Genomic DNA, 26771 nt, shown 5'->3' on the forward strand with positions numbered 1-26771 from the left:
CGGGCGTCGAACGCCCGATATGGGCCCGATGACCGACTGGACCGACCAGACCGCCCCCTCCCTCGACGACTTCGCCCGGCTGGCCCGTGAAGCCTTCGACGCCCTGCCCGATCCGTTCCGCTCGCTGGCGGGGGAGGTGGTCATCCGCGTCGACGATTTCGCCGACGAGGAAACCCTCGACCTGATGGAGATCGAGGATCCGTTCGAACTGACGGGCCTCTACCACGGCGTCGACATCGGCCTGCGCGACCAGATGGGTCCGGCCGCCGAGGCCAGCCGCATCTTTCTTTACCGTCGCCCCATCCTCGATGAATGGTGCGAGCGCGGCGACGTCGGCCTCAGCGAGATCATCGCCCACGTCCTGATCCACGAGATCGGCCACCATTTCGGCCTCGACGACGACCGGATCCACCACATCGAGGACGCGGCGGACTGAGTGGCTGGTGGCTGGTGGCTGGTGGCTAGTGGCTAGTGGATCGCGACGTCACCGCCAGCGGAAGGGCGGCGCGGACTGTGCAGCCGCACCGAAGTTGGCCAGCCACCAGCCACCAGCCACCAGCCACTTCCTCACCCCGCCTTAAATCCTTCCCGATCTGTGGTATAAGCCCCGCCTCCCTCTCCTGCAGGACTGACCCCTTGAGCCTCACGCTCGACCTTTCGCGCACGCCAAACGCCTTGGGCGCGGCCGCAAAGCCGGCGGCTCCCGTCAACCTCTCCGGTTTGACGCGCGCGGGGCTGCGTCAGGCGCTGATCGACGCCGACATCTGCCCGCCCGAGAAGGCGAAGATGCGCGCCAGTCAGGTGTGGAGCTGGATCCACCACTACGGCGTCACCGATTTCGCGGCGATGAGCAACATCGGCAAGGACACCCAGGTCAAACTGGCCGAGGCCTTCACCCTCGCCCGCCCCGAGATCGTCGAGCGTCAGGTGTCGAAGGACGGCACCCGCAAATGGCTGATCCGCACCGCGCCCGGCATCGAGATCGAGACCGTCTACATCCCGGACGTCGGCCGGGCCGGCGCCCTGTGCGTCTCGTCCCAGGTCGGCTGCACCCTGAACTGCACCTTCTGCCACACCGGCACCCAGAAGCTGGTCCGCAACCTGACCGCCGCCGAGATCGTGGCCCAGGTCCAGGTCGCGCGCGACGATCTGGAAGAGTGGCCGTCGCCCAAGGAAGACCGCCGCCTGTCGAACATCGTCTTCATGGGCATGGGCGAGCCGCTCTACAATCTGGACCACGTCGCCGACGCCATCGACATCATCTCGGACAATGAGGGCATCGCCCTGTCGCGCCGCCGGATCACCGTCTCGACCTCGGGCGTCGTGCCCCAGCTGGATGCGCTGGGAACCCGCACCCAGGCCATGCTGGCGATCAGCCTGCACGCCACCAACGACGCCCTGCGCGACGTCCTGGTGCCGCTGAACAAGAAATACGATCTCGAGCAGCTGATGGCCGGCATCCGCGCCTATCCGGGCCTCTCCAACGCCCGGCGGGTGACGTTCGAATATGTGATGCTGAAAGGCGTCAACGACAGCCCCGAGGAAGCCCGGGCGCTGCTGAAGCTGATCGAGGGCATTCCGGCCAAGGTGAACCTGATTCCGTTCAACCCCTGGCCCGGCACCGACTATGAGTGCTCGGACTGGAAGACGATCGAGCGGTTCGCGGCCATCCTCAACAAGGCCGGCTACGCCTCGCCGATCCGCACCCCGCGCGGCCGCGACATCCTGGCCGCCTGCGGCCAGCTGAAGTCCGAAAGCGAGAAGGTCCGGGCCTCCGCCCTGCGCAAGGCTGAGCAGGCCGCTGTTGAAGGCGCGGTCGAGGCCGCCTGACCGCAGGTTACAAGGCGACAAGATTCGTGACCGGGTGTGGCGCCGCCGGACTTGCGGATTGGGGCGAAAACCGGGCAATCGTCAGGGACCCTCTGACCTTCGGATCAACATGGACTCCTCGTCCCTTTCCACCGTGCTCGAAAGCGCCGAGGTCCAGGCCTTTGCGACCGGCTTCCCGACCACCATGGCGCATCTGGGCGTGACCCTCGTCCTGATGGTCGGCGGCGCGATCATCTACGCCCTGTTCACCCCGTGGAAGGAGATCACCCTGATCCGTCAGGGCAACGCCGCCGCGGCCGTGGCCTTCTCCGGCGTGCTGGTCGGCCTGGCCATTCCGCTGGCGGTCAGCCTCAGTGTCTCGACGTCGATCAAGGACATCGCCCTGTGGGGCGTCGCCACGGTGGTGATCCAGCTGCTCTCGTTCCGCCTGGTCGACATGCTGCTCACCGGTCTGCCCCAGCGCATCCGCGAGGGCGAGGTCGCCGCCGCCGTCCTGCTGGTCGGGGCCAAGCTGTCGACCGCCCTGATCCTCGCCGCCGCCCTGACGGGCTGACGCCATGGCCTTCCCGCGCCCCCCCGACTGGCTGATCTATTCGGCGGTTCTCGGCGCGCTCCTGTTCCTCTCGCTGCAACGGCGTGAGAACGCCGACGCGCCGCCCGCGCCGCCGCCGCCCGACGAGATCGAGGGCGCCCTGCTGGGTCCGGTCACGCCCTTCGATCCCGCGGTCACGGTCCACGCTCCCGACATTCCCTTCCAGCCGGCATCCGGCACCGCCTTCTCGATTTCCCGCGACGGCCGCTGGGTGACGGCGCGCCATGTCGTCGAGGGCTGCCGCCGCCCCGCCATCCTCGTCGGCGGCGGACGCGCGGTAGCGGCCGACGTTCGCCTCGCCCCGCGGGCCGACATCGCCTTGCTGCTGACCCAGGGCGGCGCCGACGCCGTGCCGGTCTCGAGCGTGCAAGGATTGCGCGCCGGCCAGCGCGCCTTCCATCCCGGCTTTCCGCAAGCCCGGGCGGGCGAGGTGACCTCGCGCCTTCTGGGCCGCGAAACCCTGAAAGTCCGCGGCCGCGGCCAGCGGGAAGAGCCCATCCTCGCCTGGGCCGAGGTCGGCCGCACGGAGGGACTGGGCGGCACGCTCGCGGGCCTGTCGGGCGCGCCCGTGCTGGACCGTCAGGGCCGCGCCATCGGCGTCACCATCGCCGAGAGCCCGCGCCGCGGCCGGATCTACACCACCTCGCCCGACACCTTCGGTCCCGCCATCCGGGGCGTGCAGTCAGCCGACGAACCGCTGACCGGCCGCAGGGTCACCATCGACAACTACGGCCTCGTCGCCGACGACCTGCGCCGCGAACTGCGGGTGGCGCAGGTCGTCTGCCTGTCCGCCTGACTACCGCAGCGCCGCGCTGTCGAGGTTCAGGCTCGACAGCGGGATGACCTCGACGTTCGGGTGTCTGGCGCGCAGGGCCTCGAGGAATTTCGACGCATCCCCGACCACCACCACGCTGGCCCGATCGGCCGGGACGTTGCGCGCGAAGGCCGCCTGGACCTCGGGGGCGTCGACACCCTCGACATTGTTCACATAGGCCGCCAGTTCGCTCATCGGCAGGTCGTAGAGGGCCAGCCCGGCGACCAGTCCGCCCAGTCCGTCCACCGTCTCGAGCGAGTCGCTGAAGGCGCCGGTCAGGATGGCGCGGCGGGTGGTGATCTCCTGTTCGGTCGGCGCGGTCGAGCCCAGACGGGCCACCTCGGCGAGGATCAGGTCGGCGACCTCGGGCGCGGCGTCGTTGCGCGTCTGGGCCGAGGCGACGAAGGCGCCTGTGTCGCGCCGGACGCCCAGTGAGGACCGCGTGCCGTAGCTCAGGCCGCGCTTGATGCGGATCTCCTGATTGAGCCGCGAGGTGAAGCTGCCGCCCAGCAGGGTGTTGCCGAGGGTCAGCGGGAAATAGTCCGGCGTCGCGCGGGGCACGCTGCGCATGGCCACAGCCACCGCCGCCTGACCGGCGCCAGGCTGGTCGATGACGATGACGCGCGGCGCCACGGTCTGGCCGGCCGGCGATGCGGTGGGCGCGGCCGCAGCCCCGGCCGGGTTCCAGTCGCCGAACGCCGACTGCGCCAGCGCCCGGGCCTGCGCCTCGGTGATGTCGCCCGAGAACACCAGGGTGGCGGCCTCCGGCCGGTAGCGCGAGGCGTGGAAGGCGACGATGTCGTCGCGCGTGATCGACGGCAGGGACGTCACCGTGCCGACGCCCGGCGAGCCATAGGGCGCATTGCCGTAGACGACCCGGCCGACGGCCTGGCTCAGCACCTGACCGGGCGTGCTCAGCGCCACCTTCAGACCGTCCAGGGTCTGGGTCCGCTGGCGATCCAGCTCTTCCTCGGCGAAGGCCGGATTGCGCACCAGATCGGCCATCAGGGCGACCGTCTGCGGGAAGACGTTGGCGGGGGCGTTGGCGAAGACGTTGGTGAAGTCCGGACCGGCCCCGGCGCCGACATTGGCGCCCAGCTGTTCGATCTCGGTGGCGATCTGCGGCGCCGAGCGCGTCGCCGTCCCCTGGGTCAGCAGATTGGCGGTCAGGCTTGCCGCGCCGGCCTTGCCCGCCGCCTCGTCGGCCGCACCGGCGTCGAAGCTCAGACGCGCCGAGACCAGCGGCAGGCCGCTCTTGGGCGCCACCAGCACGCGCAGGCCGTTGTCCAGACGGAAGTCGGCGATGGCCGGGGTCGAGGGCGACACCGCCGCGCCCGGTTCGGGCATGCGGGCGCGCTCGGCCTCGGGCAGCAGGGTGAAGATCTCGCCGACGGGCGCCAGGTCGGCGACCCGCACGGGCGCGTCGACGGCGGTGTTCTGTTCCGTCGTCGGATGGGCCTCGTCGGCGGCGAGATAGCGGATCGTCGCCGCGCGCTGCGGGGTCAGATAGCGGCGCGCCACGCGCTGCACGTCTGCGGCGGTCACGGCCTGGATGTCGGCGATCTCGCGGTCCGCGGCCGAGGCGTCGCCGTTCGTCCCGATCAGGGCCGAGCCCAGCACATTGGCGCGGTCGTCGATGGTCTCGCGGCTGCGCAGGGCGTTGGCGACCAGCTCGTTCCTGGCCTCGGCCAGTTCGGCCTCGGTGACGGGCTCGTCGCGGAAACGGGCGATCTCGGCGTTCAGGGCGGCGACGCCCTCGTCCGCCGTATGGCCGTCGGCCATGATGGCGTAGGCGGTCAGGTGACCGGCCTGCTGCTTCATGTCGGGCGAGCTGCCGATCTGGGCCGCGATCTCCTGCTCATAGACCATCGACCGGTACAGCCGCGAGCTCTCGCCCGTGGACAGGATGCCGTCCAGCACCGTCAGGGCGGCCCGGTCCGGATCGGCATACTTCACCGTCGGCCAGGCCAGCATCACGGCGGGCAGAGGCACGTTGGGCGCATGGAAGGTCACGTCGCGCGGACCGGCGGGTTCCGGCTCGACCACATTGTTGGCCGGCAGCGGGCGCTCGGGATTGTCGATCGGCGCGAAATACCGGTCGATCCACGCGTCCAGCTGCGCCTGGTCGAAATTCCCCGCCACGATCAGATAGGCGTTGTCGGGCCGGTAGTAGGTGGCGTGAAAGCGCCGCACGTCCTCCAGGGTCGCCGCATCCAGATCCTCGATTGAGCCGATGGTGGTTCGGCGATAGGGGCTTTCCTGATAGACGGTGGCCGGTTCGAACAAGCCGAACAGGCGGCCGTACGGGCTGGCCAGAATGCCCTGCCGGTACTCTTCCTGCACCACGGCGCGCTCCGAGCGGAACACCTCCTCGCCCACGACCAGCGAGCTCATCCGGTCAGCCTCGGCGAACAGCAGGCGCTGCAGGTGGTTGGCCGGGATGGTCTCGTGATAGGCCGTCACATCGTCCGAGGTGAAGGCGTTGTTGTTGCCGCCCACGTCCTCGGTCAGGCGGTCGAAGGTCTCGTCGGGGAAATTCCGGGTCGCCTTGAACATCAGATGTTCGAACAGGTGGGCGAAGCCCGAACGCCCGGCCGGATCGTCCTTGGACCCGACCTTGTACCAGACCTGCACCGTCACATTGGCCGTCGACGCGTCCCGCGCCGTATAGACCTTCAGCCCGTTCGGCAGGGTGCGCTCCACAAAGCCCAGCGGCGGCACGGCGATCGTTGCGGCCGGCGCGGTCTGGGCGACGGCGGGGGCGACCGCGGGCAGGCCGAACAGCAGGGCCGAGGCTGCGGCGGTCAGGATCAGGCGGGACTTCATGGAAAGGGCTCCGAACGCCCGGCGCACGCGGGCCCGCGGACCCTATCAGCGGCCCGCCCGGGCGCACCTTACGGAGTCGTAATGTGGCCCCTCAGTCCAGCGTCAGCGCCTCGGCCAGCAGCTTCGCCTCGGCGGCGCGGCTGGAGCCCGTCCGCCAGGCCACCACGATCTCGCGGCGCGGGGCCCTGGCCGCGATCGGCCGCACGACGACGCCGGGCATGTCGGCGAGGCCCGCCCGCACCGCCATCTCGGGCAGGAAACTCACGCCCAGCCCCGCTGACACCATCTGCACCAGCGTATGCAGGGAGGTGGCGGCGAACACGTCGTCTCCCTTGGGCGGATCGATATCGAAGGCCGCCAGCGCCTGGTCGCGCAGGCAGTGGCCGTCCTCCAGCAGGATCAGATCCTCGGCCTTCAACGAGCCGGCCGGGATCGGCCCCGTGCCGGCCAGCGCGTGACCCAGCGGGGCCGCCGCCAGGATTTCGTCATCGCCGATGCGGGCATGGTCCACGCCGCTGGAGCTGTAGGGCAGGGCGATCACCGCCGCGTCCAGATGGCCCGCCTTCAGCCCGGCGATCAGCCGCGGCGTCAGGTCCTCGCGGATGAACAGCCGCAGGCCCGGATAGGCCAGCTTGATCCCGGGCAACTTGGTCGGCAGCAGGAAGGGAGCCACCGTTGGAATGACGCCCAGCCGGAACCGGCCCGACAGCGGCTTGCCCGCATTCTTCGCCGCCTCGACCAGATCCTCGGTGCGGGCCAGCACGTCCTCGGCGCGCCGCACGGCCTCGGCGCCGACGGCCGTCAGCTGGACATTGCCGCGCGTGCGCTCGACCACCGGGGCGCCCAGGATCTTCTCCAGCTCCTGCACACCGGCCGACAGCGCCGGCTGGCTGACATGCGCCGCCTCCGCCGCCCGGCTGAACGAGGCGTGCTCGGCCAGAAGCTTGAGATACTGGAGCTGTCGCAGGGTCGGAAGCATGCGAGCGACATAGGCGTTCGCTATGTCGAAAGCCATGGTTATCGACCTGCCCTATGCGGCGCCGTTACGCCGCCGCCGCGCCGAACTCCTCGTTCAGGGTTATGTCGAACCGGTCGGCGTTCATCACCTTCGTCCAGGCGGCCACGAAGTCCTTCACGAACTTCTGGCCGGCGTCCGCCGAGGCGTAGACCTCGGACAGCGCCCGCAGCTGCGAGTTGGAGCCGAACACCAGATCGGTGCGGGTCGCCGTCCACCGCTGTTCGCCGCTGATCCGGTCGGAGCCGATAAAGGTCTCGTCGCCGCTGTCGTCGACCTGTTTCCACGCCGTCCGCATGTCCAGCAGATTGACGAAGAAGTCGTTGGTCAACTGTCCCGGCCGGTCGGTGAACACGCCATGCTTCGACGCGCCGTGGTTGACCCCCAGCACCCGCAGGCCGCCGACCAGCACCGTCATCTCCGGCGCGGCCAGGCCCAGAAGTTGGGCCCGGTCGATCAGCAACTCCTCGGTGGGCACGTTGAAACGGACCTGCAGATAGTTGCGGAAACCGTCGGCCCTGGGCTCCAGCACGGCGAAGCCCTCGACGTCCGTCTGTTCCTGGCTGGCGTCGGTGCGTCCGGGCGTGAACGGAACCTCGATCGGATGGCCGCCGGCCTTCGCCGCCTGCTCGATCCCGACGGACCCGCCCAGCACGATCAGATCGGCGATCGAGACGTTCAGGCCCGAACCGGCCTTGATCTGCTCATAGACCTGCAGCACCCGGGACAGTTTCGCCGGTTCGTTGACGTCCCAGCTGCGCTGCGGCTCCAGCCGCAGGCGGCCGCCGTTGGCCCCGCCGCGATGATCCGAGCCGCGATAGGTCGCCGCCGCCGCCCAGGCCGTCCGGACTAGTTCGGCCACCGACAGGCCCGAGGCCGCGATCCGGTCCTTCAAGGCCTTGATGTCAGCCTCGCCAAGGACCGGTCCCTGATGCGCCGGAATCGGGTCCTGCCAGATCAGGTCCTCGGCCGGAACCTCGGGTCCGAGGTAGCGGACCTTGGGCCCCATGTCCCGGTGGCACAGCTTGAACCAGGCGCGGGCGAAGGCGTCGGCGAAATAGGCCGGATCGGCGCGGAACCTTTCCATGATCGGGCGGTACGCAGGATCGAATTTGAACGCCATGTCGGCGGTGGTCATCATCGTCGGCACGCGCTTGCCCGGCGTATGGGCGGCGGGGGCCAGGGTGTCCGACGGGTCGCCGACCGGATGCCACTGTTTGGCGCCGGCCGGGCTGCGGGTCAGCTCGTAGTCGTGGTCCAGCAGCATGTCGAAATAGGTCATGTCCCATTTGATGGGCGTCGGCGTCCAGGCGCCCTCGATGCCCGAGGTGATGGTGTGATCGCCCATGCCGCTCTCGTGGCCGGAGATCCAGCCGAGGCCCTGCTGGGCGATGTCGGCGCCCTCGGGACTGACCCCCACCTTCTTCGCATCGCCCGCTCCGTGGGCCTTGCCGAAGGTGTGGCCGCCCGCCGTCAGGGCCGCCGTCTCCTCGTCGTTCATCCCCATGCGGGCGAAGGTCTCGCGGATGTCGCGGGCCGACTGCAGGGCGTCCGGCACGCCGCCGGGCCCCTCGGGGTTCACATAGATCAGGCCCATCTGGATCGCCGCCAGCGGGCTCTCCAGCGCCATCTCCTTCTCGGGCTGGATACGGGTCTCATTGCCCTCCTCGCCGACCCAGTGTTCCTCGGTGCCCCAGTAGACGTCCTTCTCGGGCTCCCAGACGTCGGCGCGGCCGCCGCCGAAGCCGAACACCGGCCCGCCCATGCTCTCGATGGCGACATTGCCGGCCAGGATCATCAGATCGGCCCACGACAGGCTGGCCCCGTATTTCTGCTTGATCGGCCACAGCAGGCGCCGCGCCTTGTCGAGGTTGCCGTTGTCCGGCCAGCTGTTCAGCGGGGCGAACCGCTGCTGTCCCGAGCCGGCGCCGCCCCGGCCGTCCCCCGTCCTGTATGTCCCGGCCGAATGCCAGGCCATGCGGATGAAGAACGGGCCGTAGTGGCCGTAGTCCGCCGGCCACCACGGCTGGCTGTCGGTCATCAGGGCGGTCAGGTCGCGCTTCACCGCCGCATAGTCCAGCGACTTGAAGGCCCTGGCGTAGTTGAAGCCGTCGCCCATCGGGTCGCCGGTCCGCCCCTTCTGGTGCAGGATGTCGATGGCCAGCTGGTTGGGCCACCAGTCGCGGTTGGTTCGCCCCAGCAGGCTCCGCAGCGCCGCGGGCTCCTTCTTCGGATCGTTCAGGGGGGTGGGGCCGCCAGCGTTTCCGTCCATGGTTTCCTCCTGCGTCGAGCGCGATTGGACGTGAGCCTATGCCTGACTGTGCAGCAAGGAAAATCGATAAACTTTGTCGTCAGGAACAGCTGAAGTTATCGACAAACACGTCCCGCGCCGGGCGGCCATGGCGTGTCGCGCTTAAGGTGTTGTACCACAATCCACGATAGCCGTGACGGGCGGGCCGGGGTTTCGGGTCGCGCGTGTCGAGGGGGCCGCCATGCTGCATTGGCTTGTGATCATCGTGCTGGCGGTGATCGTCTACCGTCAGGGCGAGGCGCTCAAACGGCTCGAAGCCCTGCTCGGCAAGGCGCTCGGATCCCGCGACGCCCTGCCCGATCCCGGGCGGCCCGCGGCGCCGCCCGTGGCGACCCCCGCCGCGAGACCGGCGGCCAGCGTCGCGGAGGTTCACCCCGCCGCAAGGGTCAGCACGCCTGTAACACCGGCTCCGCCTCCGCCACCCCGGGTGACCGAATTCAGCCGTTCCGCTGCACCGCCGCGGCCGCCGGAACCTCGACCCACCCCCGCGCCGCGCCCCGCTCCGCCCCCGTCGAACCCGGTGAAATGGGCCTCGGTCTCGACCTGGCTGGCGGAGAACGGCCTGGCCTGGATCGGCGGCGGCGGCCTGGCGCTCGGCGGCCTGCTGCTCGTCGTCTACGCCGCCCAGCAGGGCGTCTTCACCCCGCCCCTGCGCATCTTCGCCGCCGTCGGCCTGGGCGGGCTGATGATCGCGGCCAGCGAATGGATCCTGCGCCAGAAACAGGCGCCGGGCGGACGGCATCTGCTGGCCGCCGCCGTCGCGGCCGGCGCGGGCGCGGTCACCCTTTATGGCGCCGTCTGCGCCGCCTATTCCCTGTACGGCCTGATCCCCTTCCCGGCCGCCGCCCTGCTGGCGGGCGCCATATCCCTGGGCCTTCTCGGTCTTGCGCTCCGTCATGGCGAGGCCCTGGCCCTGCTGGCGATTTTCGGGGCCGTGATCACGCCCTGGGTCACCGGCATATCGGTCTGGTCGCCCGCCGTGCTTCTCGCTTACGCGGTGCTCATCGGCGTCACCGGCTTCGTCGTCAGCGCCGCCCGCCTGTGGGGCCGGGCCGGCTTCGTGACCCTGGGGGGCTTGCTGCTCTGGAGCCTTTCCGAGGCGTTCGGCGGCGGCGCGGCCCCGCTGCTGCTTCTGGCCGCGGCCGGTCCGGCCTGCGCCGTGTTCTGGCGCCGCGCCAACCGGCGGGACGACCCCGCCGACCCGCAATCGAAAGTCTTCTTCCAGCAGCCCGCCGCCGCCCTGCTCATGGCCAGTCTGTTCTCGGCCCAGCTATGGACGGGCGATCCGGGCGGCGTCGCGCATCTGCCGGCGGCCGTCCTGATCTCGGGCGCGCTCGTGGCGCTGGGGGCCGTGATCGTCGGGCCGGGCCTGGCGCCGGCGGGAATCTTCGCGGCGCCCGTCGCCGTGGCCGTATTCGCGACGCTGGCGACCCTCGCCCTCGACGGACGCCATCCCGCCTTCGGCGCCTGCCTGCCGTGGATTCACGGCCTGACCGCCCTGATCCCGGTCGCCGCCCTCGCCGCAGCCCTGCGTTCGCCGCCCGCCGCGCGCACCACCCTGCTGGCCATTGGCGGCGTCGGCGTCGCCGTCCTCGCCAACCTCGCCTGGCCCCTGCTGGATGTGGCCGGGTTCCAGCTCGCCTGGCTGCTGGCGGCGATCCTCAGCGTCGCCCTGTTCGCCACCGCCGCCCTGATCGCCCGACGGGTCGAGGACGTCCTGCGCGACCGGGGGCTGGTCCTGTGGCTCGCCGCCGCCGCCGAGCTGGCCTTCCTGTCGATCCATGCGGCGATCCTTCCGCAGTTCGAACCGCCGGCCTTCGCCGTCTCGGCCGTGCTTCTGGCGCTCGCCGCGCGCCGCCTGTCATGGGCGGGTCTGGCCCAGGCCGGCGTGGCGGCCGGCCTGTTCACCCTCGCGACCATGTTCCGCCCCGAATTCATGGGCGCGGCGCTGGAAGGACGGCTGTCCCTGCCCTTCACCCTCGCCGCCTCCGCCGGCGCCGCGGCGCTGCTCTATTTCGCCGCCCGGATGACGCCAAATGCGCGCGCGCCAAACCGCAACGAGGTCGAGGCCCAGACCACGGCCGCCCTCATGGTTCTGCTGACCGGCCTGTTCATCGGCCTGCACGTCATCCTGACCGGCGCCGATCCGGACGCCGCATCGGGCGGCCTGTTCGAAGCCTCCCTGCGCACCCTTCTGTTGCTCGCCGCCGGGCTTCTGCTGGTGGTGCGCCAGCGCACGGACGACGGCCCCATCGCCCGCTGGCGCTCGGTGATCGTGGTCTGCCTCGGAGCCGTCCACGGCCTGTTCATCCAGGGCCTGGTCTGGAATCCGTGGTGGGGCCTCGGCGCGCCGCCGGTCGGCCTGCCCGTGCTCAACACCCTGATCGTCGCCTTCCTGGCCCCCGCCGCCCTTCTGGCCGTCTGCGCCGCGCGCCGCCGGCCGACGGACCGGTGGGCGCAGCTCTGGGCCGCGACGGGCGCCCTGTTCGCCTTCCTCTGGGCCGTGCTGGCCGTGCGTCACCTGTTCCAGGGCGCGGACATGGGCGAGGCTGGAATCGGCCGCGCCGAGGGTTGCGCCTACGCCGTCCTCCTGCTCGCCACCGTGCGCGCCTTCGCCCAGGACCGGTTCAACAACCCGCTGGCGGTCTGGCTGCGCCATGCCGCGCCGCCCGTCGGCTGGGTCGCCCTGATCTTCGCCGGTCTGATGTTCGGCCTGCTGGCCAGTCCGTGGTGGGGCCTGTCGCAGACGCCGCTGTCGATCGGAGAGGGCGCGCCGGTCTTCGGCCTCTACGCCGTCGGCGCGGTGCTGGCCTGGGCCGTCAGTCGCAAGTCCATAGCCCTGGGCAAGGCCGCCCTCGCCGTCGCCTTCGGCGTCGCGCTGGTCCTTCTGCTCCACCTGATCCGCTGGGCCTTCCACGGCCCGGCCATGGCCTTGGGAGAGTTGGGACGGGCGGAAGCCGCCGCCTACGCCGTCGTCGGCCTCGCCACCGCCCGCCTGCTGCTGACCGACCGGATCATGGCCGCCTCCGCCCGCACCGAATGGCTGAGACGCGCCGCGCCCGCCCTGACCTGGGCCGCCATGGGTCTGGCCGCCCTGGTGTTCGGCCTCTACGCCAGCCCGTGGTGGGGTCCGCTGACCGAGCCCCTCGCCTCCATACCGGCCGCCGTCCTGCTTTTTGGCCTCTATGCCCTCGGCGCCGCTGCCATGGCCAGCCTGCAGCCTGCGCAAGGGGCCATGGGCAAGGCCGCGACGGCCGGAACCGTCGGCATCCTGTTCGCCCTGATGACGCTGCTGATCCGCTGGGTCTTCCATGGCGGGGTCATGAGCGTCTCGACGCCCGGCGGCGGGCTGGAGACCTGGACCTTCTCGGCCCTGTGGGCGGTGTTCGGCCTCGCGGTCCTGAGCCTCGGCTCCGCCCGCCGCGACGTCGCCCTGCGCTGGGCGGGTCTGGCGGTGCTGCTGTTCACGGCGGCCAAGGTCATGCTGTTCGACCTCGCGCGGCTTGAAGGCGTCATTCGCGCCGCCTCCTTCCTCGCCGTGGGCGCCCTGTTCCTGGCGGGGGCGATCGCCGCACGCCGCCTGAACACCCGGGCCTCGACGCGCGGGGACGCCGATACGCCGTAAGGTCAGACTGGAGTTGGGGTCAAAACAGTTTCGTTCAAGAATGGTCGAACGCGTTTTTATGCGCAGACTGCGGAGCCCTTGAAGCACGGAGGGCTGCCCCATGCGTATCCTGTTGTCGACCTACGGGTCCCGCGGCGATGTCGAACCCCTGGTCGGACTGGCCATCCAGCTCAAGGCGCTCGGCGCCGAGGCGGTCGTGTCCGCCCCGCCGGATCAGGAGTTCGTCGACCTGCTGGCCCGCGCCGGCGTCCCCCTGGCCCCGGCCTTCACCCCGGTTCGCGAATGGATCGAGTCGGCGAAGGCGCGGCCTGCGGACGGCATCCCCCAGTATGCGGCCCGGATGATCGGCGCGCAGTATGAGGCGATCGGCGCGGCCGCCGAAGGCTGCGACGCCATCGTGGCCACCGGCCTGATGCCCTCGGCCGCCGCCGCGCAGTGCGTCGCCGAAAAGCGGGGTCTTCCGTACCGGCACGTGACCTTCTGCCCGCTGTTCCTGCCCTCGGAACACCACCGGCCCTTCCCCTATCCGGGCTATCCGCACCCGCCGGAGACGACCGACCCCCGCGACCTCTGGACGCTGAACATCGCGGCCATGAACGGCCTGTTCGGCACGGCGGTGAACGGCCAGCGCGCCGCCGTCGGCCTGCCGGCGACGGACAACGTCCGCGACCACGTCTTCACCGACCGTCCGCTGCTGGCCTCGGACCCCGTCCTGTGGCCGTGGGCGCCGACCGACCTCACCGACGCCGTCCAGACCGGCGCCTGGATCCTGCCCGACCGCCGTCCCCTGCCCGCGGATCTGGAAGCCTTCATCGAGGCCGGCGCCCCGCCCGTCTATGTCGGCTTCGGCAGCATCGCCCTGCCGTCCACGCGGGAGGCCGCCCGCGTCGCGATCGAGGCCGCCCGGGCGCACGGCCGCCGCGTGGTTCTGGCCCGCGGCTGGGTCGAGGCGGCGCCGCTCGACGACGGAGCCGACGTCTTCCTGACCGGCGACGTCAACCAGCAGGCTCTCTTCCCCCGCATGGCCGCCGTCGTCCACCACGGCGGCGCGGGCACCACCACCACGGCCACCCGCGCGGGCGCTCCGCAGGTCATCGTCCCCCAGATCGTCGATCAGCCCTTCTGGGCCGCCCGCGTCGCCGGACTGGGCGTCGGCGTGGCGCACGACGGCGCGACCCCGACGCTTGAGTCCCTGTCCGCCGCCCTCGCGACGGCGCTCAAGCCCGGGATGCGCGACCGGGCGGCCGCCGTCGCGCCGACCATCCGCGCCGATGGGGCGACGACCGCCGCCGGGCTGCTGCTCGACGCGCTCTAGCCCGCCGTCTCCGCCATCCACCGCATCCGGCAAGCCATCATCGCCGTCTCGCCCAGCCGGTCGACCAGCCGCCAGTTGACCACCGCACCGATCGGCGCTCCGACGACGGGGATCAGCTGGGCCATCTTGGCCAGGTCGATGTAGTCGCGGTACTCGATCTGGAACTTGCGCCAGTCGTACTCGGTGATCGCCTGCGGCTGGTCCACGCCGGCGATCCACCGTTCCAGCTCGGCCAGCGCCTCGGGCCGCCGCCTGGCGCTTGCGAAGGCCAGATGGAAGATGTGCAGCACGAACAGCCGGTCGCGGACCGTATCCCCGCCCCAGCCGTAGGCGCCGACCACGTCGCCGAGCATCCGCACCTTGATCGCCATCAGGGCCGGAAAATCTGCGGCCGCCAGCACGAAGCCGCCCGCGCCCGCGACCCCGCCCTCGACCCCGGCGGTGGTGCGGTACGTCCGGATCATGGCCCGCGCCCTCAGCTCCCGTGCGGCCAGCGAGCCCTCGGCCCGCGGCCGGGTCTGAATCAGGTCCGAGCCGAACAATATCCCCTTCGTCATCGCCTCGACGCCGGCGGTGATGACGGCGTGGACCCGCTTGGGGATGATCCGGTTGATCCGCTCCTGCGCGCCGCGGGTCGCCCGATCCCACAGTCCCGGCCGCTTCAGCACCCTGGCCCGCCACGCCTCGACCTCGGCGCGCACCGTCGTCTCGTCCACGACTGTGATCAGGTCGGCGGGCGTCTCTTCGGCGGCGACGATTTCGGGCAGGCTGGCCATGACGGCTCCGGGTGACGCGGCGTTACGGTTGCAGGCGAAAGCGAGCGGGTCTAGACCGCCGCCAACGCTTTCCCTCCCCACCCTAACAGACCGGCCCCAAGTCGCGCGTGAGCGGGACAGGCCCCAAGCAAACGGCCTCAAGTAGCGCCAAGCGCGGTAGGCCCAAGGAGATGTATATGGCTCGCGCGAAGATCGCCCTTATCGGCGCCGGCATGATCGGCGGCACCCTGGCCCATGTGGCGGCGCGTGAGGCGCTGGGCGACGTCATCCTGTTCGACATCGCCGAAGGCACGCCCCAGGGCAAGGCGCTGGACATCGCCGAGGCCACCGCCGTCATCGGGACCGACGTCTCGCTGAAGGGCGCCAACGATTACGCCGAGATCGCGGGCGCCGACGTCTGCATCGTCACCGCCGGCGTGCCGCGCAAGCCGGGCATGAGCCGCGACGACCTGATCGGCATCAATCTGAAAGTCATGAAGGCCGTCGGCGAGGGCATCAAACAACACGCCCCGAACGCCTTCGTCATCTGCATCACCAACCCGCTGGACGCCATGGTCTGGGCCCTGCAGAAATTCTCGGGCCTCCCGAAAGAGAAGGTCGTCGGCATGGCCGGCGTGCTCGACTCGGCCCGCTTCGCGTATTTCCTCGCCGAGAAGACCGGCGTCTCGGTGCAGGACATCCACGCCTGGACCCTGGGCGGTCACGGCGACGACATGGTGCCGATGGTGCGCCACTCGACCATCGGCGGCCTGCCCCTGCCCGACGCGGTCAAGGCCGGCTTCCTGAGCCAGGCCGAGCTGGACGCCATCGTCGACCGCACCCGCAAGGGCGGCGGCGAGATCGTCGCCCTGCTGAAGACCGGCTCGGCCTTCTACGCCCCGGCTGAATCGGCCATCGCCATGGCCAGGAGCTACCTGCTGGACCAGAAGCGCGTCCTGCCCTGCGCCGTCTGGCTGTCGGGCGAATACGGCCTGAAAGACCTCTACGTCGGCGTGCCGGCGATGATCGGCGCCGCCGGCGTCGAGAAGGTGGTCGAGTTCACCACCAACGACGAAGAAAAGGCCATGTTCGCCAAGTCGGTCGAGTCGGTGAACGGCCTGATCCAGGCCTGCAAGGACATCGACGGCAGTCTCGCCTGAGGCTCCCCGGCGTAACCAGACAAAAGGCCCCGGAGCGATCCGGGGCCTTTTCGTTTGGTCGCACGCCGTCCCTTGACGCCGCCGCCTTCCGGACCAATACTGATCCACATGGTTCAGTATTCACAAGCCCGCCTCGACGCCTCCTTCTCCGCCCTGTCCGACGTCACCCGGCGTGGCGTTCTGGAGCAGCTGGGACGGTCGGACGCGTCGATCACCGAGCTGGCCGACAAATTCCATATGACCCTGACGGGCATGAAGAAGCACGTCGGCGTCCTCGAACATGCGGGGTTCGTGACGACCGAAAAGATCGGCCGCGTGCGGCGGTGTCGGCTGGGCCGGCGCCGGCTCGAGGAAGAGGCCGCATGGATCGAAAACTACCGCCAGGTCTGGGCCGCGCGCTTCGATGCGCTGGATCAGGTGGTTGAGAATTTGAAACTCAGGGAAAACTGATGACTAACCCCACCACGATCAAACGGACATCCGACCGCGAGCTGGTCGTCACCCGCACCTTCGACGGACCGCCGCGCATCGTGTTCGAGGCCTGGACCACGCCCGAACTGATGAAACAGTGGTGGGCGCCCCGGTCGATGGGCGTGCCCCTGCTGTCGTGCGAGATGGATGTCCGCACCGGGGGAGGCTACCGGCTCGCCTTCGGTCAGGACGAAGCCTCGGCCTTCGCCTTCTACGGCAAATACATCGAGGTGACGCCGCCCTCGCGTCTCGTCTGGACGAATGAGGAAGACCAGGACGGCGCCGTGACTACGGTCACCTTCGAAGGACGGGACGGCAAGACGTTCCTGACCGTGCACGAACTCTACCCCTCGAAGGAGGCCTTCGAGGCCGGCCACGGGGCGGAGGAAGGGTTGGCCGAACAGTTCGGGCAGCTGGACGAACTGCTCGCCCGCCTGACCGCGCAGGCCTGAAGCCCCTCCATTCCGTTCCTCCCGGCGAAAGCCGGGATGAAGCGGTGCTTAATTCGCCGGCGGTGTCCCCGGAGCCGCCGCCTGGGCGAGCGTCTGGGCGAACTGGCGCAGCATCTGCAGCCAGATCACCGTCGGCTCCTGCAGCTGTTCCGTCCCGGTCGAGGTCAGCACGACGTCGTACTGGGCCACCGCCCCGGCCGCATCAGGCGTGGCCCCCGGCACGAAGAAGGCCTTCAGGTAGCGGTTGCCGCGGTTCCATTCGTTGATCTGCTCGACCGTGATCGGACCTGAGAAGACGGCGCTGTACTGCACGTCGTCGCACAGGCTCGCCGCCGCGCAGTTGTAGAAGGTCAGGGTCCAGGGCAGCGGCTGATCGGCGACCGTCAGGACCTGCGCCCCCTCGGCTGCCGTCGGCTCGGCCACCGAACCGCCGAGGCCGATCAGCCAGGTCCGGGCGTCGGCGACGACCACCCCCTTGCTCGCGGCCACGGACGCGGCGGGGGCGGGCGTCTGGGCCAGGGCCGGCGAGGCGGCGCCGAAGGCCAGGACGGCGAAAAGAACGGACAGGCGCATGGGAAATCTCCGGTTTCGCGAACTGTGGACCGGCGGCCCCAGCGGAATTGTGGCGATCACCTTATGACGTTCTTTCGCGCGCCAGCCACTCCGCGCCCGACATTTCTTTGAGGCGCGACACCGTCCGCTCGAATTCGAAGGCGCCGACGCCCTTCCGATACAGGACCTCGGGCGCCGCCTCGGCCAGGACCACCAGCCGCGTCCCCGCCTCATAGAGGGCGTCGATCAGGGTCACGAACCGCCGCGCCTCGTGATGGTTGGCCGGACCCAGCACGGGCAGGTCCTCGATGAACAGGGTGTGGAACCGCTCGGCGATGGCCAGATAGTCCTGCGGCCCCAGCGCGGTCCCGCACAGCTGCGCGAACGTCGCCCGCGCCAGCCCGCCGTCGGTGCGCTCGATGACCACGTCGCGGCCCTGCACCTTCAGATGCGCCGGGCATTCCTCCTGATCGCCCTTCAGGTCGGACCACAGCGTCTCGAAGGCCGCGCGGCAGGCCTCATCCGGGGGCGCGAACCACACCTTGTCCCCCATCAACCGGTCCAGCCGCCAGTCGTGCGCGCCCGTAACGCTGACCACGACGCATTTTTCCTCGATCAGGTCGATGAAGGGGACGAACAGTTCGCGGTTGATCCCGTTCAGATACAGCTGATCCGGCGCCCGGTTTGACGTCACCGCCAGCACCACATTCTCCTCGAACAGGGCCTCGAACAGCCGGCCCAGGATCAGGGCGTCGGCGATGTCGGTGACCTGCAGCTCGTCGAAACACAGCAGCCGCGCCTCGGACGCGATCAACTGCGCCACCGGCTTGATCGGATCGTCGCCCCTCCACCGGCCGAACCGCGTCCGGCGTGCGGCGGCGTCGCCCTCGCGCCACTGCCGTATCAGGTCGTGCACCCGCGCCATGAAGGCGTGGAAATGGGCCCGCGTCTTCCGCCTCTCGGGCGCGCAGGCGTAAAAAAGATCCATGAGAATGGATTTGCCCCGCCCCGGCGGTCCCCAGAGATAGACGCCGCGCACCGGGTTCCGGCCGAACAGCCCGCCCAGCGGGGCCTTTGCGCGCAGGTCCTTTTCCAGCCGCGACAGGGCCTCGACCACCACAAGCTGCGACGGATCGGGGGTCAGCCGGCCGTCCTGGATCCGATTCTGATAGGCGCGACTGGTTCGGGACGGCATGAAGGCGTCATAGCCTTTCCTCGCGCCCGCCGCCTAGCTAGGTTGCCGCGCAGGGGAGCGACACATGCGATTTCTGACAGGCGCGGCGTTTTGTATTGCGCTGGGACTCGCCACACCGGCCTCCGCGCAGGACACGGTGCCCCTGCCGGTCCGCATCGAAGGCCCGGCGCATATCCGACTGCATATCACGAAGACGGACCGCAGGGACGCCGAGCCGGAACAGCGAGCCGCCTTCACCTACGACGTCACCCTTTCGAAGGCCCGGGAAGACACCGGCCGTCGCGAGGTCGTCTGGCGCCTCACCCATGTCGACGGTGAAGACGTGACGCCCGAGTCTTCGCCCAGCCCCGACATCAGGATGACCGTCGACGAAACGCTGACACCGGTCTCCCTGGACAACCTCGCCGAAATCATTGCGGCGACGCGCCGGCGGCTCGAGCAGTCGGGTGACGAGGAAGCGGGTGGGAGCGCCCTGCGCATGCTCGCCAGTCTGACGCCGGAAACGGCGGCTCCCCTCTTCACGGCCGACGCGGGGATGATCGCCACCGGGCAGGGGACGGACCTGTTCCTGGGAGAGGACAATTCCTACGAGGCGGCAGGCCGGCTTCCATGGGGCGGGGCTGACATCATCATGGTTGGAACCTACCGGCTCGTTGAGGTCGATCCCGCCGCCGGAAAGGCGCGGCTTCACTGGTCGCAGGATATCGATCCCGACTCCCTCATGGCGGCCATTCCCGCCATGATCGACGGAATAGTCGCGGACAAGGCCAAGCAGGACGACAGCGCCGACCTGGAGGCCAAGATCCGGGCCTCCCTGACGAATGCGACGCTGACGAACAATCGCAACTGCGACTTCACGATCGATATCGCGACGGGCCTGGCCGAGAAGGTCGACTGTCTGACGGTCGTCGAATTCGTCGCCGGCGAGGAGAGTTCGCGGAGAGAGACGCGGTTGATCGCGACGCAGGTTCTGACGCCCCGGCCATAAGCGCCGCAAATGGGTGCGCCGTCCGATCTCGGGTCGGGCGGCGTCCGGAGAGCGGAAAAGCGATTGCTTCGCCGCCGGGAACCCCCACATAGGGGCTCGCCATAAATCCGCGCCCGAGTTGCGCGAAGCGCGGCGCCGGACTCAGGAACAGGACTAACCAAAATGGGCTATCGCGTCGCCGTCGTAGGCGCCACCGGCAACGTCGGCCGGGAAATGCTGAACATCCTCGAGGAGCTCAACTTCCCCGTCGAGACCATGCACGCCGTCGCCTCGCGCAAGTCCAAGGGCGTCGAGGTGTCCTGGGGCGACAGGACCATCAAATGCGAGGACATCGAACTGTTCGATTTCTCGACCGTCGACCTGGTGCTGATGAGCGCCGGCGGCGACGCCTCGCGCGCCTGGTCCGAGAAGATCGGCAAGGCCGGCCCCATCGTCATCGACAATTCGTCCGCCTTCCGCATGGACCCGGACGTGCCGCTGATCGTGCCCGAGGTGAACCCGGACGCCATCAAGCTGGCGACGAAGAAGAACATCATCGCCAACCCCAACTGCTCGACCGCCCAGCTGGTCGTGGCCCTCAAGCCGCTGCATGACGCGGCGAAGATCAGGCGCGCCGTGGTCTCGACCTATCAATCGGTCTCGGGGGCCGGCAAGGCGGGCATGGACGAGCTGTGGAACCAGACCAAGGCCATCTACGGCCTCGGCGACGCGCGGCCCAAGCTCTTCCCCAAACAGATCGCCTTCAACGTCATCCCCTTCATCGGGTCCTTCCTCGACGACGGCTACACCGACGAGGAAGCCAAGATGTGGAACGAGGTCCACAAGATCATGGACCCCTCCATCAGGCTCACCGTCACCTGCGTGCGCGTGCCCGTCTTCGTCGGCCATTCCGAGTCGGTGAACCTCGAGTTCGACCGTCCCATCTCGCCCGACGAGGCCCGCGCCATCCTGCGCGACGCTCCCGGCGTCATGGTCATCGATAAGCAGGAGCACGACGGCTACATCACCCCCGTCGACGCCGCCGGTGAACACGCCGTCTACGTCTCGCGCATCCGCAAGGATCCGACCGTCGAGAACGGCCTGTCGCTGTGGGTGGTCTCCGACAACCTGCGCAAGGGCGCCGCCCTCAACGCCGTCCAGATCGCCCAGCTGCTGGACGAGACGGGCATGATCAAGCCGACGTCGGGGTATCGCACGATCACCGTCTAGGACTCCCCTCTCCCGACGGGAGAGGGCTTGAGCGCACGGCGGCGAAGCCGTCGTCCTTGCGCTCAAGGGTGACGGGTGGCCGCCCCGGGGCGGCTTCGCCGCTTCACCACCCGACCCTCATCCGGCCCTCCGGGCCACCGTCTCCCATAGGGAGAAGGAAACAGAAGCGTCGCCATGACCCCGTCCGACAGTTCACGCGCCGCCCTGTTCTCCGCCTTCGGCTGCTATGTCATGTGGGGCTTCATGCCCCTGCTGTTCATGGCCCAGGGCGATCTGCATTTCGACGCGATGGAGATCCTCGCTCACCGCGCCCTGTGGGCCGTGGCGGTCGCGGGGCTGCTGGTCTTCCTGGCGGGGCAGGGCGGTCAGGTGCGCGCCGTCTTCGCCTCGCCGAAGACCCTCGGCTGGCTGACCGTCTCGACCCTGCTGATCGGGGTCAACTGGGGCCTCTACGTCTGGGCCACCACCCATGAGGCGACGCTGGAGGCCAGCCTCGGCTACTATATCAACCCGCTGCTCAACATGGTCGTGGGCCTGTGGCTGTTCCGCGAGAAGATCGACAAATGGGGCTGGGTCGCCATCGGCCTGGCCGCGATCGGCGTGGGCTTCCAGACCGCGGCGCTCGGCCGTCCGCCGTGGATCTCCATCGTCCTGGCCCTCAGCTTCGCCAGCTATGGCGTCATCCGCAAGCGCGTCCCCATCGACGCCCAGGCCGGCCTGCTGGTCGAATGCCTGCTGCTGGTCCCGTTCGGCCTCGCCTGGGTCCTGTGGCTCCAGCACACGGGCGCCGGCGTGGCCTTCGACAGTCCGGTCAACACCCTGTGGGCCCTCGCCAACGGCCCGGCCACGGTCCTGCCCCTGGCCCTGTTCGCCTGGTCGGCGCGCCGTCTGCCGCTGTCGACCATCGGCTTCATCCAGTTCCTCGCCCCCACGCTCCAGTTCGCTGTCGGCGTCTGGGCCGGCGAGGCGCTGACGCCCCTGCGCGTGATCAGCTTCGCCTTCATCTGGGGCGGCGCCGGGGTGTTCGCGGCCGCGGCCTTCTTCCGCCACCGCGCCGCGCGCGAGGCCTTGAAGCGGGCCGCTGAACCAGCCTAGCGTCACGCTCCCACGGAGCGCGCCATGGCCGGTCAATCATTATCGCCCGCCCGCAAACGCTGGATCCTGGCCGCCACCGTCCTCGGCTCCAGCCTGACCTTCATCGACGGCTCGGCGCTGGGCGTGGCCCTGCCCTCGATCCAGAAGGACCTCGGCGCCGGACCCGCTGCGGTCCAGTGGGTTTCCAACGCCTATCTTCTCACCCTCGGCGCCCTGGTCCTGATCGGCGGGGCGGCGGGCGACCGGTTCGGGCGGCGGCGGGTCTTCCTGATCGGCGTCGCCGTCTTCGCCGTCGCCTCCATCGCCTGCGGTCTGGCCCCGACGGTCGAACTGCTGATCGCCGGCCGGGCGGTTCAAGGGATCGGCGCCGCCATGCTGACGCCCGGGGCCCTGGCCGTCATCGGCGCCGCCTTCCCGCCCGACGAACGCGGCAAGGCCTTCGGGACCTGGGCCGGGGCGGGGGCCGTCTTCGGCATGGTCGGGCCGCTGGTCGGCGGCTGGCTGGCGGATCAGGCCGACTGGCGCTTCATCTTCTGGATCAACGTCCCGCTGGCCATCCTCACGGTCATCGTCACCCTCAGGGCCGTGCCCGAAAGCCGCGACGACGACGCCCGCGGCCTCGACTGGCCGGGCGCCCTGCTCGCCATGACCGGCCTTGGCGCCCTGACCTGGAGTCTGACCGCCGCGCCCGACCTCGGCTGGGGCCATCCGGGCGTTCTCGGCGGCCTGATCGCCGGCGCTCTCGGCCTCGCCGCCTTCCTGTGGGCCGAGGCGCGCGAGCGGCATCCGATGATGCCGCTCGGCCTGTTCCGATCGTCCGTGTTCAGCGGAATCAACCTGTTGACGCTGCTGCTCTATTTCGCGCTCGGCGGGGCGATGTTCTTCCTGCCCTACGACCTGATCCGGGTGCAGGGATTCAGCGCCACCATGGCCGGCGCCGCCATGCTGCCCTTCGCCTTCGTCATGGGCCTGTTCTCGGGCTACGCGGGCAAACTGGCCGACCGTTTCGGAGCCCGGCTGTCGCTGAGCGTCGGACCGATCCTGGCCGGGATCGGCCTCGCCCTGCTGGCCTTGCCCGATCCCGGCGCCGGCTATGTCGACGGGCCGCTGGCCGGGATGACGGTGATGGCGATCGGCATGACCCTGGCCGTCGGCCCCCTGACCGCCGCCGTCATGGGCGCGGTTCCGTCCGGCCACACGGGCATAGCCTCGGGCGTCAACAACGCCGTCGCCCGCGTCGCCGGTCTGCTGGCCGTCGCCCTGCTGGGAGCCGTCCTGTCGGCCGTCTTCGTGAGCCAGACCGACAGTCCCGGCGCCCGCGAGCTGCTGGGCCGGGTCATGGCCGGCGCCGATCTCGAGGCCGCCGCGGCGGACGCCTTCCACGCCGCCTTCCGCGTGGTCATCCTGACCTGCGCGGCGCTGGCCGTGCTGGCCGGGATCATCGGCGGCCTGACCGCGCCGAAGCGCGTGGCTGGTGGCTAGTGGCTGGTGGCTGGTGGCTGGTGGCTGGTGGCTGGTGGCTGGTGGCTGGTGGCCAGTGGCTAGTGGCCAGTGGCTAGTGGCTAGTGGCTAGTGGCTAGTGGCTAGTGATTGTAGCTTCACTGACGGCGGAGGGGCGACGCGGTCAGCGCGGCCACTCAGGCGGCGGCCAGCCACTAGCCACTAGCCACTAGCCACCACTCACTCCCCTTACAGTCCCCCGTACAACGCCCCGATCAACCGTTGCGCCCGCGGGTCGCCGACCAGATACGGCGACTGCCGCGTCATCACATAGGCCCCTGACACCCCCGCGTCCGCATCGGCGAAGGCGCAGCTGCCGCCCCAGCCGCAATGTCCGACCGCCGTCGGATTGGGGCCGAAGATGTGCAGACCCTCGTTGCGCATCAGCCCCGCCGCCCAGCTGACGTCGAACGGCACCACCTTGTCGCGGCCGTGAATCCGCTCGCGCAGCATCTCCGCCCGCACCCCCGGCGACAACACGGTCCGGCCCTCCAGCGCGCCGCCATTGGCCAGCACCCCCATGATCCGCGCCAGATCCAGCGCCGTCCCGTGCAGATTGGCCGAGGGCATCTCCATCGTCCGCCACTCGGTCGAACCGCGCCCGCCCGGCGCCGATCCCTTGTCGAGGAAGGCCGAGGTCTTGATCGCGTCTATGGTCCCCAGATCGGGCGCCGAGGCCGGTTTGCGCAAGGCCGCCACCCGGCCGTGCTCGGCCTCGGGCAGACCGATCCACAGGTCGAGGCCGAACGGGGCGGCGAAGTCCTCGCGCAGGGCCGCGCCCATGCTGCGCCCGTCGACCAGCCGGAACAGCTCCCCCGCCAGAAAGCCGATGGTGATCGGGTGATAGCCCGACGCCGTCCCCGGCGGCCACATCGGCGCCTGGGCGCACAGCCGCTCCAGCACCGCCTCGCGATCGAACCAGATGGCCGGATCGACCGTCTCCGAAAAGCCGGGCAGACCCGCCTGATGGCTCATCATCTGGCCGACGGTGATCACCGCCTTGCCTGCCTGCCCGAACGCCGGCCAGTAGCTGGCGACCGGCCGCTCATAGTCCAGCAGCCCGCGCTCGACGCAGGTCGCGATCAGCAGGGCCATCACCGCCTTGCCGGTCGAGAACACCGGCGTCAGCGTGCGCGCGCCATACGGAACCGTCCTGGCCGCATCCGCCCATCCGGCCCACAGATCGACCACCGTCTCGCCGCCGACGCAGACGCTGAACCGCGCCGCCTGTTCGTTCAGCCCCTCGGGCGCATCGGTGAAATTGGCGGCGAAGGCGTCCTTCACGGCGGCGAAACGCGGCGGGCAGACGCCATGGATGTTGGGGAGGAGGGTCATGGGGTTGTCCTACCGGCCAAGGGCCGGCCCGTCACCTGCCGCCGCCTCAGCCTGCTATGGGTGAAAGCGGGCCTTGGCATGGCGCGTCCGGCGCCCGATACCCATCCGCGTGACCGTTTATCGGGGCGTCCATGAAGATCGCTTCCGCCATCCTCCTGCTGCTGCTCGCCACGGCTCTTGGTCTCGTCGAGATTCTGTCCATGGTTGATCCCGCCGGGACGAAGCTGGCTGACGATGGAGACCCATGGGGAGACCCCCGGACAGGTTGGGAAGTCCACGCGATCTCCATCGGACTGATCACAGCCCTGGTTGGTGGCGCGGTGCTTCTGCTTCGCGGACGGAAGAAGAGCTGACCGTCTCAACGTCCGCAACGGGTCGTGAGCGGACCTCCGCGTGATCGCGGATAGCGGACCTACTGCGAGAACAGCAGGACGCTGTGATCCGGCCCTGAAATCAGCACGCCGTTGTTCGGGGTCCGGGAAACACTGTCCGCGCCGTCCAGCGCGCGGACCACCTCGTCGAGACGCGGCGGCTGGCCGATCTCGCACACGGGTCCGCCCGCGCCCGGCCGCGAGGCGAAAGTGATGCGTTGGCCCTCGATGCGATAGGCGCGCGCCACGCCGGCGCATCGCGGCTCCCACCAGAGCTGCTGTTCGTCGCCCGTCAGCGACAATCCGACCGGCTCGTCGAGCGAGCGGCCGTCGATCCCCGCGACCCGCCATGCCCCGGCCAGACTCCTGACCTGCGCCGACGGTTCGACCGTCGAGGGCGCGGGCTCAGACCGGGCCTCGACAGGCGTCGGGACGACTGCAGGCCCTGGTTCGCAGGCCGCCAGCCCCAGGAGCAGGATCAGAAGGGCGGGTCCGGGTCGCCTCATGGTCTGAACTCCACAGCCTGGCCACGAAGCGGGAACGACCCGGCTTCCCCCAGGGTTCCTGCGGGCTTCCGGCCTCCTTGTCCGCTGGCCGGCCACGGGTCCGCCACTTTCGCGGCCTCTCTTCTCTCCGGGGCGCTTTGCGAGACGGGTCATGAAGCGGATCGGACTGGTGTTTCTGTTGCTGGCGGCGGGCTGCACCCAGCCGCCCGACCCCCGCGGCGTGCACCCCGGCGAAGTGCTGCTTCAGGTCGCCGCCACCGGTCGCGCCGACGCCCGGCCGGACGAGGCCCGGCTGACCGTTGGCGTCTCGACCAACGCGCCGTCCGCCGCCGCCGCCAGCGCCGGCAACAACGCCGCCATGGCGCGGGTCTCGGCCGCCCTGACGCGGCTCGGCGTCAAGCCGGACGACATCCAGACCCGCTCCGTCACCCTGGGCCGTGTCGACTACGGCCCCGGCCGCGGCGGCTACCGCGCCGAGAACATGGTCGAGGTGCGCATCCGCGACGTCCGTCAGGCCGGCCCCGCCATCTCCGCCGCGACCGAGGCGGGCGGCAATGTGGTGTCAGGCCCCGACCTGCACGCCTCCGATCCCGAGCGGGCGAAGAACGCCGCCTACGCCGCCGCCTACAAGGCCGCCCGCGCCCGCGCCGAGGCCTACGCCACGGCCGCCGGCCTCAAGGTGGAACGGGTCATCGCCATCCGCGACGGCTCGGGCCAGCCGCCGGTTCCCTGGTATGCAGGCGACGCGCGGGGCGCCGTGGCCCAGGCGGCGGCCCCGCCTCCGCCTGTCCATGCAGGAGCCAGTACCTATGAGGTGCAGGTCCATGCGGACTTCGCCCTCGCGCGTGAATGAG

At 70.0% G+C, this 26771-nt stretch carries 23 protein-coding genes; 15 read left to right on the top strand and 8 right to left on the bottom strand.

Features of this window, described 5'->3' with window-relative positions; all coding sequences use genetic code 11:
- Positions 1-28: 28 nt before the first annotated feature.
- The 4 genes from BrevBR_RS06800 to BrevBR_RS06815 all read left to right on the top strand — a co-directional run bounded on the left by BrevBR_RS06800 (position 29) and on the right by BrevBR_RS06815 (position 3218).
- Complete coding sequence (locus BrevBR_RS06800; RefSeq protein ID WP_340000382.1) at positions 29-436, top strand: metallopeptidase family protein; 408 nt, start codon at positions 29-31, stop codon at positions 434-436.
- Positions 437-636: 200 nt separating this feature from the next.
- Positions 637-1830, top strand: a complete 1194-nt coding sequence (rlmN, locus tag BrevBR_RS06805; protein WP_340000383.1) for a 23S rRNA (adenine(2503)-C(2))-methyltransferase RlmN — start codon at positions 637-639, stop codon at positions 1828-1830.
- A 109-nt stretch (positions 1831-1939) separates the two neighbouring features.
- Entirely contained in the window at positions 1940-2383 is a 444-nt protein-coding gene (locus BrevBR_RS06810; RefSeq protein WP_332641191.1) for a DUF350 domain-containing protein, read from the top strand.
- Between the two features lie 4 nt (positions 2384-2387).
- Complete coding sequence (locus BrevBR_RS06815; RefSeq protein ID WP_332641190.1) at positions 2388-3218, top strand: S1 family peptidase; 831 nt, start codon at positions 2388-2390, stop codon at positions 3216-3218.
- Here the strand turns inward: BrevBR_RS06815 and BrevBR_RS06820 are convergent, their stop codons facing one another.
- From BrevBR_RS06820 to katG, 3 genes are all read right to left on the bottom strand, one after another.
- Complete coding sequence (locus tag BrevBR_RS06820; RefSeq protein ID WP_340000384.1) at positions 3219-6062, bottom strand: M16 family metallopeptidase; 2844 nt, start codon at positions 6060-6062, stop codon at positions 3219-3221.
- Positions 6063-6153: 91 nt separating this feature from the next.
- A complete protein-coding gene (locus BrevBR_RS06825) occupies positions 6154-7041 on the bottom strand; it encodes a hydrogen peroxide-inducible genes activator (RefSeq protein WP_332641356.1) in 888 nt (295 codons plus the stop codon).
- A 64-nt stretch (positions 7042-7105) separates the two neighbouring features.
- On the bottom strand, positions 7106-9349 hold the full coding sequence (gene katG / locus BrevBR_RS06830) for a catalase/peroxidase HPI (protein ID WP_340000385.1): 2244 nt from the start codon (positions 9347-9349) through the stop codon (positions 7106-7108).
- A 220-nt stretch (positions 9350-9569) separates the two neighbouring features.
- Here katG and BrevBR_RS06835 point away from each other — a divergent pair, with 220 nt between their 5' ends.
- Both BrevBR_RS06835 and BrevBR_RS06840 read left to right on the top strand, forming a co-directional pair.
- The gene (locus tag BrevBR_RS06835; RefSeq protein WP_340000386.1) at positions 9570-13013 is read left to right on the top strand and encodes a DUF2339 domain-containing protein; all 3444 of its coding nucleotides are present in this window, start codon (positions 9570-9572) and stop codon (positions 13011-13013) included.
- A gap of 100 nt (positions 13014-13113) precedes the next feature.
- Positions 13114-14328 (top strand): glycosyltransferase, encoded by a 1215-nt coding sequence (locus BrevBR_RS06840; RefSeq protein ID WP_340000387.1) that lies wholly within the window; start codon positions 13114-13116, stop codon positions 14326-14328.
- Here BrevBR_RS06840 and BrevBR_RS06845 read toward each other — a convergent pair.
- Positions 14325-15104 carry an EcsC family protein gene (locus BrevBR_RS06845; protein WP_340000388.1) on the bottom strand — a complete coding sequence of 260 codons (780 nt, stop codon included), beginning with the start codon at positions 15102-15104 and terminating at the stop codon, positions 14325-14327. The two genes, BrevBR_RS06840 and BrevBR_RS06845, sit on opposite strands and share 4 nt — an antisense overlap.
- A 176-nt stretch (positions 15105-15280) precedes the next feature.
- On the opposite strand from BrevBR_RS06845, the gene mdh reads away from it, so the two are divergent.
- The 3 genes from mdh (at position 15281) to BrevBR_RS06860 (ending at position 17166) form a co-directional block, all read left to right on the top strand.
- Positions 15281-16243 carry a malate dehydrogenase gene (gene mdh / locus BrevBR_RS06850; protein WP_340000389.1) on the top strand — a complete coding sequence of 321 codons (963 nt, stop codon included), beginning with the start codon at positions 15281-15283 and terminating at the stop codon, positions 16241-16243.
- A gap of 108 nt (positions 16244-16351) precedes the next feature.
- Positions 16352-16693, top strand: a complete 342-nt coding sequence (locus tag BrevBR_RS06855) for an ArsR/SmtB family transcription factor (RefSeq protein ID WP_340000390.1) — start codon at positions 16352-16354, stop codon at positions 16691-16693.
- The gene (locus BrevBR_RS06860) at positions 16693-17166 is read left to right on the top strand and encodes an SRPBCC family protein (protein WP_340000391.1); all 474 of its coding nucleotides are present in this window, start codon (positions 16693-16695) and stop codon (positions 17164-17166) included. The genes BrevBR_RS06855 and BrevBR_RS06860 overlap by 1 nt, the downstream gene beginning before the upstream one ends.
- Before the next feature lie 48 nt (positions 17167-17214).
- Here BrevBR_RS06860 and BrevBR_RS06865 read toward each other — a convergent pair whose 3' ends face one another.
- Together BrevBR_RS06865 and zapE are read right to left on the bottom strand one after the other, a co-directional pair.
- Positions 17215-17739 (bottom strand): YbjN domain-containing protein, encoded by a 525-nt coding sequence (locus tag BrevBR_RS06865; RefSeq protein WP_340000393.1) that lies wholly within the window; start codon positions 17737-17739, stop codon positions 17215-17217.
- 61 nt (positions 17740-17800) lie between these two features.
- Entirely contained in the window at positions 17801-18913 is a 1113-nt protein-coding gene (gene zapE / locus BrevBR_RS06870; RefSeq protein ID WP_340000395.1) for a cell division protein ZapE, read from the bottom strand.
- Positions 18914-18977: 64 nt separating this feature from the next.
- Here zapE and BrevBR_RS06875 point away from each other — a divergent pair, with 64 nt between their 5' ends.
- The 4 genes from BrevBR_RS06875 (at position 18978) to BrevBR_RS06890 (ending at position 23687) form a co-directional block, all read left to right on the top strand.
- Positions 18978-19901, top strand: a complete 924-nt coding sequence (locus BrevBR_RS06875; RefSeq protein WP_340000396.1) for a hypothetical protein — start codon at positions 18978-18980, stop codon at positions 19899-19901.
- Between the two features lie 162 nt (positions 19902-20063).
- A complete protein-coding gene (locus BrevBR_RS06880; RefSeq protein WP_340000397.1) occupies positions 20064-21110 on the top strand; it encodes an aspartate-semialdehyde dehydrogenase in 1047 nt (348 codons plus the stop codon).
- Positions 21111-21284: 174 nt separating this feature from the next.
- Positions 21285-22205 (top strand): EamA family transporter RarD, encoded by a 921-nt coding sequence (gene rarD, locus BrevBR_RS06885; protein ID WP_340000398.1) that lies wholly within the window; start codon positions 21285-21287, stop codon positions 22203-22205.
- A 24-nt stretch (positions 22206-22229) separates the two neighbouring features.
- Entirely contained in the window at positions 22230-23687 is a 1458-nt protein-coding gene (locus BrevBR_RS06890) for an MFS transporter (protein ID WP_340000399.1), read from the top strand.
- A gap of 207 nt (positions 23688-23894) precedes the next feature.
- On the opposite strand, the gene BrevBR_RS06895 is transcribed toward BrevBR_RS06890, so the two are convergent.
- Positions 23895-25040 (bottom strand): serine hydrolase domain-containing protein, encoded by a 1146-nt coding sequence (locus tag BrevBR_RS06895; protein ID WP_340000400.1) that lies wholly within the window; start codon positions 25038-25040, stop codon positions 23895-23897.
- 131 nt (positions 25041-25171) lie between these two features.
- Here BrevBR_RS06895 and BrevBR_RS06900 point away from each other — a divergent pair, with 131 nt between their 5' ends.
- Complete coding sequence (locus BrevBR_RS06900; RefSeq protein WP_332641173.1) at positions 25172-25393, top strand: hypothetical protein; 222 nt, start codon at positions 25172-25174, stop codon at positions 25391-25393.
- 59 nt (positions 25394-25452) lie between these two features.
- On the opposite strand, the gene BrevBR_RS06905 is transcribed toward BrevBR_RS06900, so the two are convergent.
- Positions 25453-25917: a hypothetical protein gene (locus tag BrevBR_RS06905; protein ID WP_332641172.1), complete on the bottom strand. Its 465-nt coding sequence runs from the start codon at positions 25915-25917 to the stop codon at positions 25453-25455.
- 151 nt (positions 25918-26068) lie between these two features.
- On the opposite strand from BrevBR_RS06905, the gene BrevBR_RS06910 reads away from it, so the two are divergent.
- Positions 26069-26770, top strand: coding sequence for an SIMPL domain-containing protein (locus BrevBR_RS06910; protein WP_340000401.1), 702 nt, complete (start codon positions 26069-26071; stop codon positions 26768-26770).
- The last annotated feature ends 1 nt before the right edge of the window (position 26771 follow it).

Source organism: Brevundimonas sp. BR2-1 (genome assembly GCF_037626195.1).
In the GTDB taxonomy this organism is placed as follows: domain Bacteria; phylum Pseudomonadota; class Alphaproteobacteria; order Caulobacterales; family Caulobacteraceae; genus Brevundimonas.

What these genes read in the sequence shown, in the direction of transcription:
- BrevBR_RS06800 (WP_340000382.1), top strand. Translation starts at nt 29, where the DNA reads ATGACCGACTGGACCGACCAGACCGCCCCCTCCCTCGACGACTTCGCC.
- BrevBR_RS06810 (WP_332641191.1), top strand. Translation starts at nt 1,940, where the DNA reads ATGGACTCCTCGTCCCTTTCCACCGTGCTCGAAAGCGCCGAGGTCCAG.
- BrevBR_RS06815 (WP_332641190.1), top strand. Translation starts at nt 2,388, where the DNA reads ATGGCCTTCCCGCGCCCCCCCGACTGGCTGATCTATTCGGCGGTTCTC.
- BrevBR_RS06820 (WP_340000384.1), bottom strand. Translation starts at nt 6,062, where the DNA reads ATGAAGTCCCGCCTGATCCTGACCGCCGCAGCCTCGGCCCTGCTGTTC.
- BrevBR_RS06825 (WP_332641356.1), bottom strand. Translation starts at nt 7,041, where the DNA reads ATGCTTCCGACCCTGCGACAGCTCCAGTATCTCAAGCTTCTGGCCGAG.
- katG (WP_340000385.1), bottom strand. Translation starts at nt 9,349, where the DNA reads ATGGACGGAAACGCTGGCGGCCCCACCCCCCTGAACGATCCGAAGAAG.
- BrevBR_RS06835 (WP_340000386.1), top strand. Translation starts at nt 9,570, where the DNA reads ATGCTGCATTGGCTTGTGATCATCGTGCTGGCGGTGATCGTCTACCGT.
- BrevBR_RS06840 (WP_340000387.1), top strand. Translation starts at nt 13,114, where the DNA reads ATGCGTATCCTGTTGTCGACCTACGGGTCCCGCGGCGATGTCGAACCC.
- BrevBR_RS06845 (WP_340000388.1), bottom strand. Translation starts at nt 15,104, where the DNA reads ATGGCCAGCCTGCCCGAAATCGTCGCCGCCGAAGAGACGCCCGCCGAC.
- mdh (WP_340000389.1), top strand. Translation starts at nt 15,281, where the DNA reads ATGGCTCGCGCGAAGATCGCCCTTATCGGCGCCGGCATGATCGGCGGC.
- BrevBR_RS06855 (WP_340000390.1), top strand. Translation starts at nt 16,352, where the DNA reads ATGGTTCAGTATTCACAAGCCCGCCTCGACGCCTCCTTCTCCGCCCTG.
- BrevBR_RS06860 (WP_340000391.1), top strand. Translation starts at nt 16,693, where the DNA reads ATGACTAACCCCACCACGATCAAACGGACATCCGACCGCGAGCTGGTC.
- BrevBR_RS06865 (WP_340000393.1), bottom strand. Translation starts at nt 17,739, where the DNA reads ATGCGCCTGTCCGTTCTTTTCGCCGTCCTGGCCTTCGGCGCCGCCTCG.
- zapE (WP_340000395.1), bottom strand. Translation starts at nt 18,913, where the DNA reads ATGCCGTCCCGAACCAGTCGCGCCTATCAGAATCGGATCCAGGACGGC.
- BrevBR_RS06875 (WP_340000396.1), top strand. Translation starts at nt 18,978, where the DNA reads ATGCGATTTCTGACAGGCGCGGCGTTTTGTATTGCGCTGGGACTCGCC.
- BrevBR_RS06880 (WP_340000397.1), top strand. Translation starts at nt 20,064, where the DNA reads ATGGGCTATCGCGTCGCCGTCGTAGGCGCCACCGGCAACGTCGGCCGG.
- rarD (WP_340000398.1), top strand. Translation starts at nt 21,285, where the DNA reads ATGACCCCGTCCGACAGTTCACGCGCCGCCCTGTTCTCCGCCTTCGGC.
- BrevBR_RS06890 (WP_340000399.1), top strand. Translation starts at nt 22,230, where the DNA reads ATGGCCGGTCAATCATTATCGCCCGCCCGCAAACGCTGGATCCTGGCC.
- BrevBR_RS06895 (WP_340000400.1), bottom strand. Translation starts at nt 25,040, where the DNA reads ATGACCCTCCTCCCCAACATCCATGGCGTCTGCCCGCCGCGTTTCGCC.
- BrevBR_RS06900 (WP_332641173.1), top strand. Translation starts at nt 25,172, where the DNA reads ATGAAGATCGCTTCCGCCATCCTCCTGCTGCTGCTCGCCACGGCTCTT.
- BrevBR_RS06905 (WP_332641172.1), bottom strand. Translation starts at nt 25,917, where the DNA reads ATGAGGCGACCCGGACCCGCCCTTCTGATCCTGCTCCTGGGGCTGGCG.
- BrevBR_RS06910 (WP_340000401.1), top strand. Translation starts at nt 26,069, where the DNA reads ATGAAGCGGATCGGACTGGTGTTTCTGTTGCTGGCGGCGGGCTGCACC.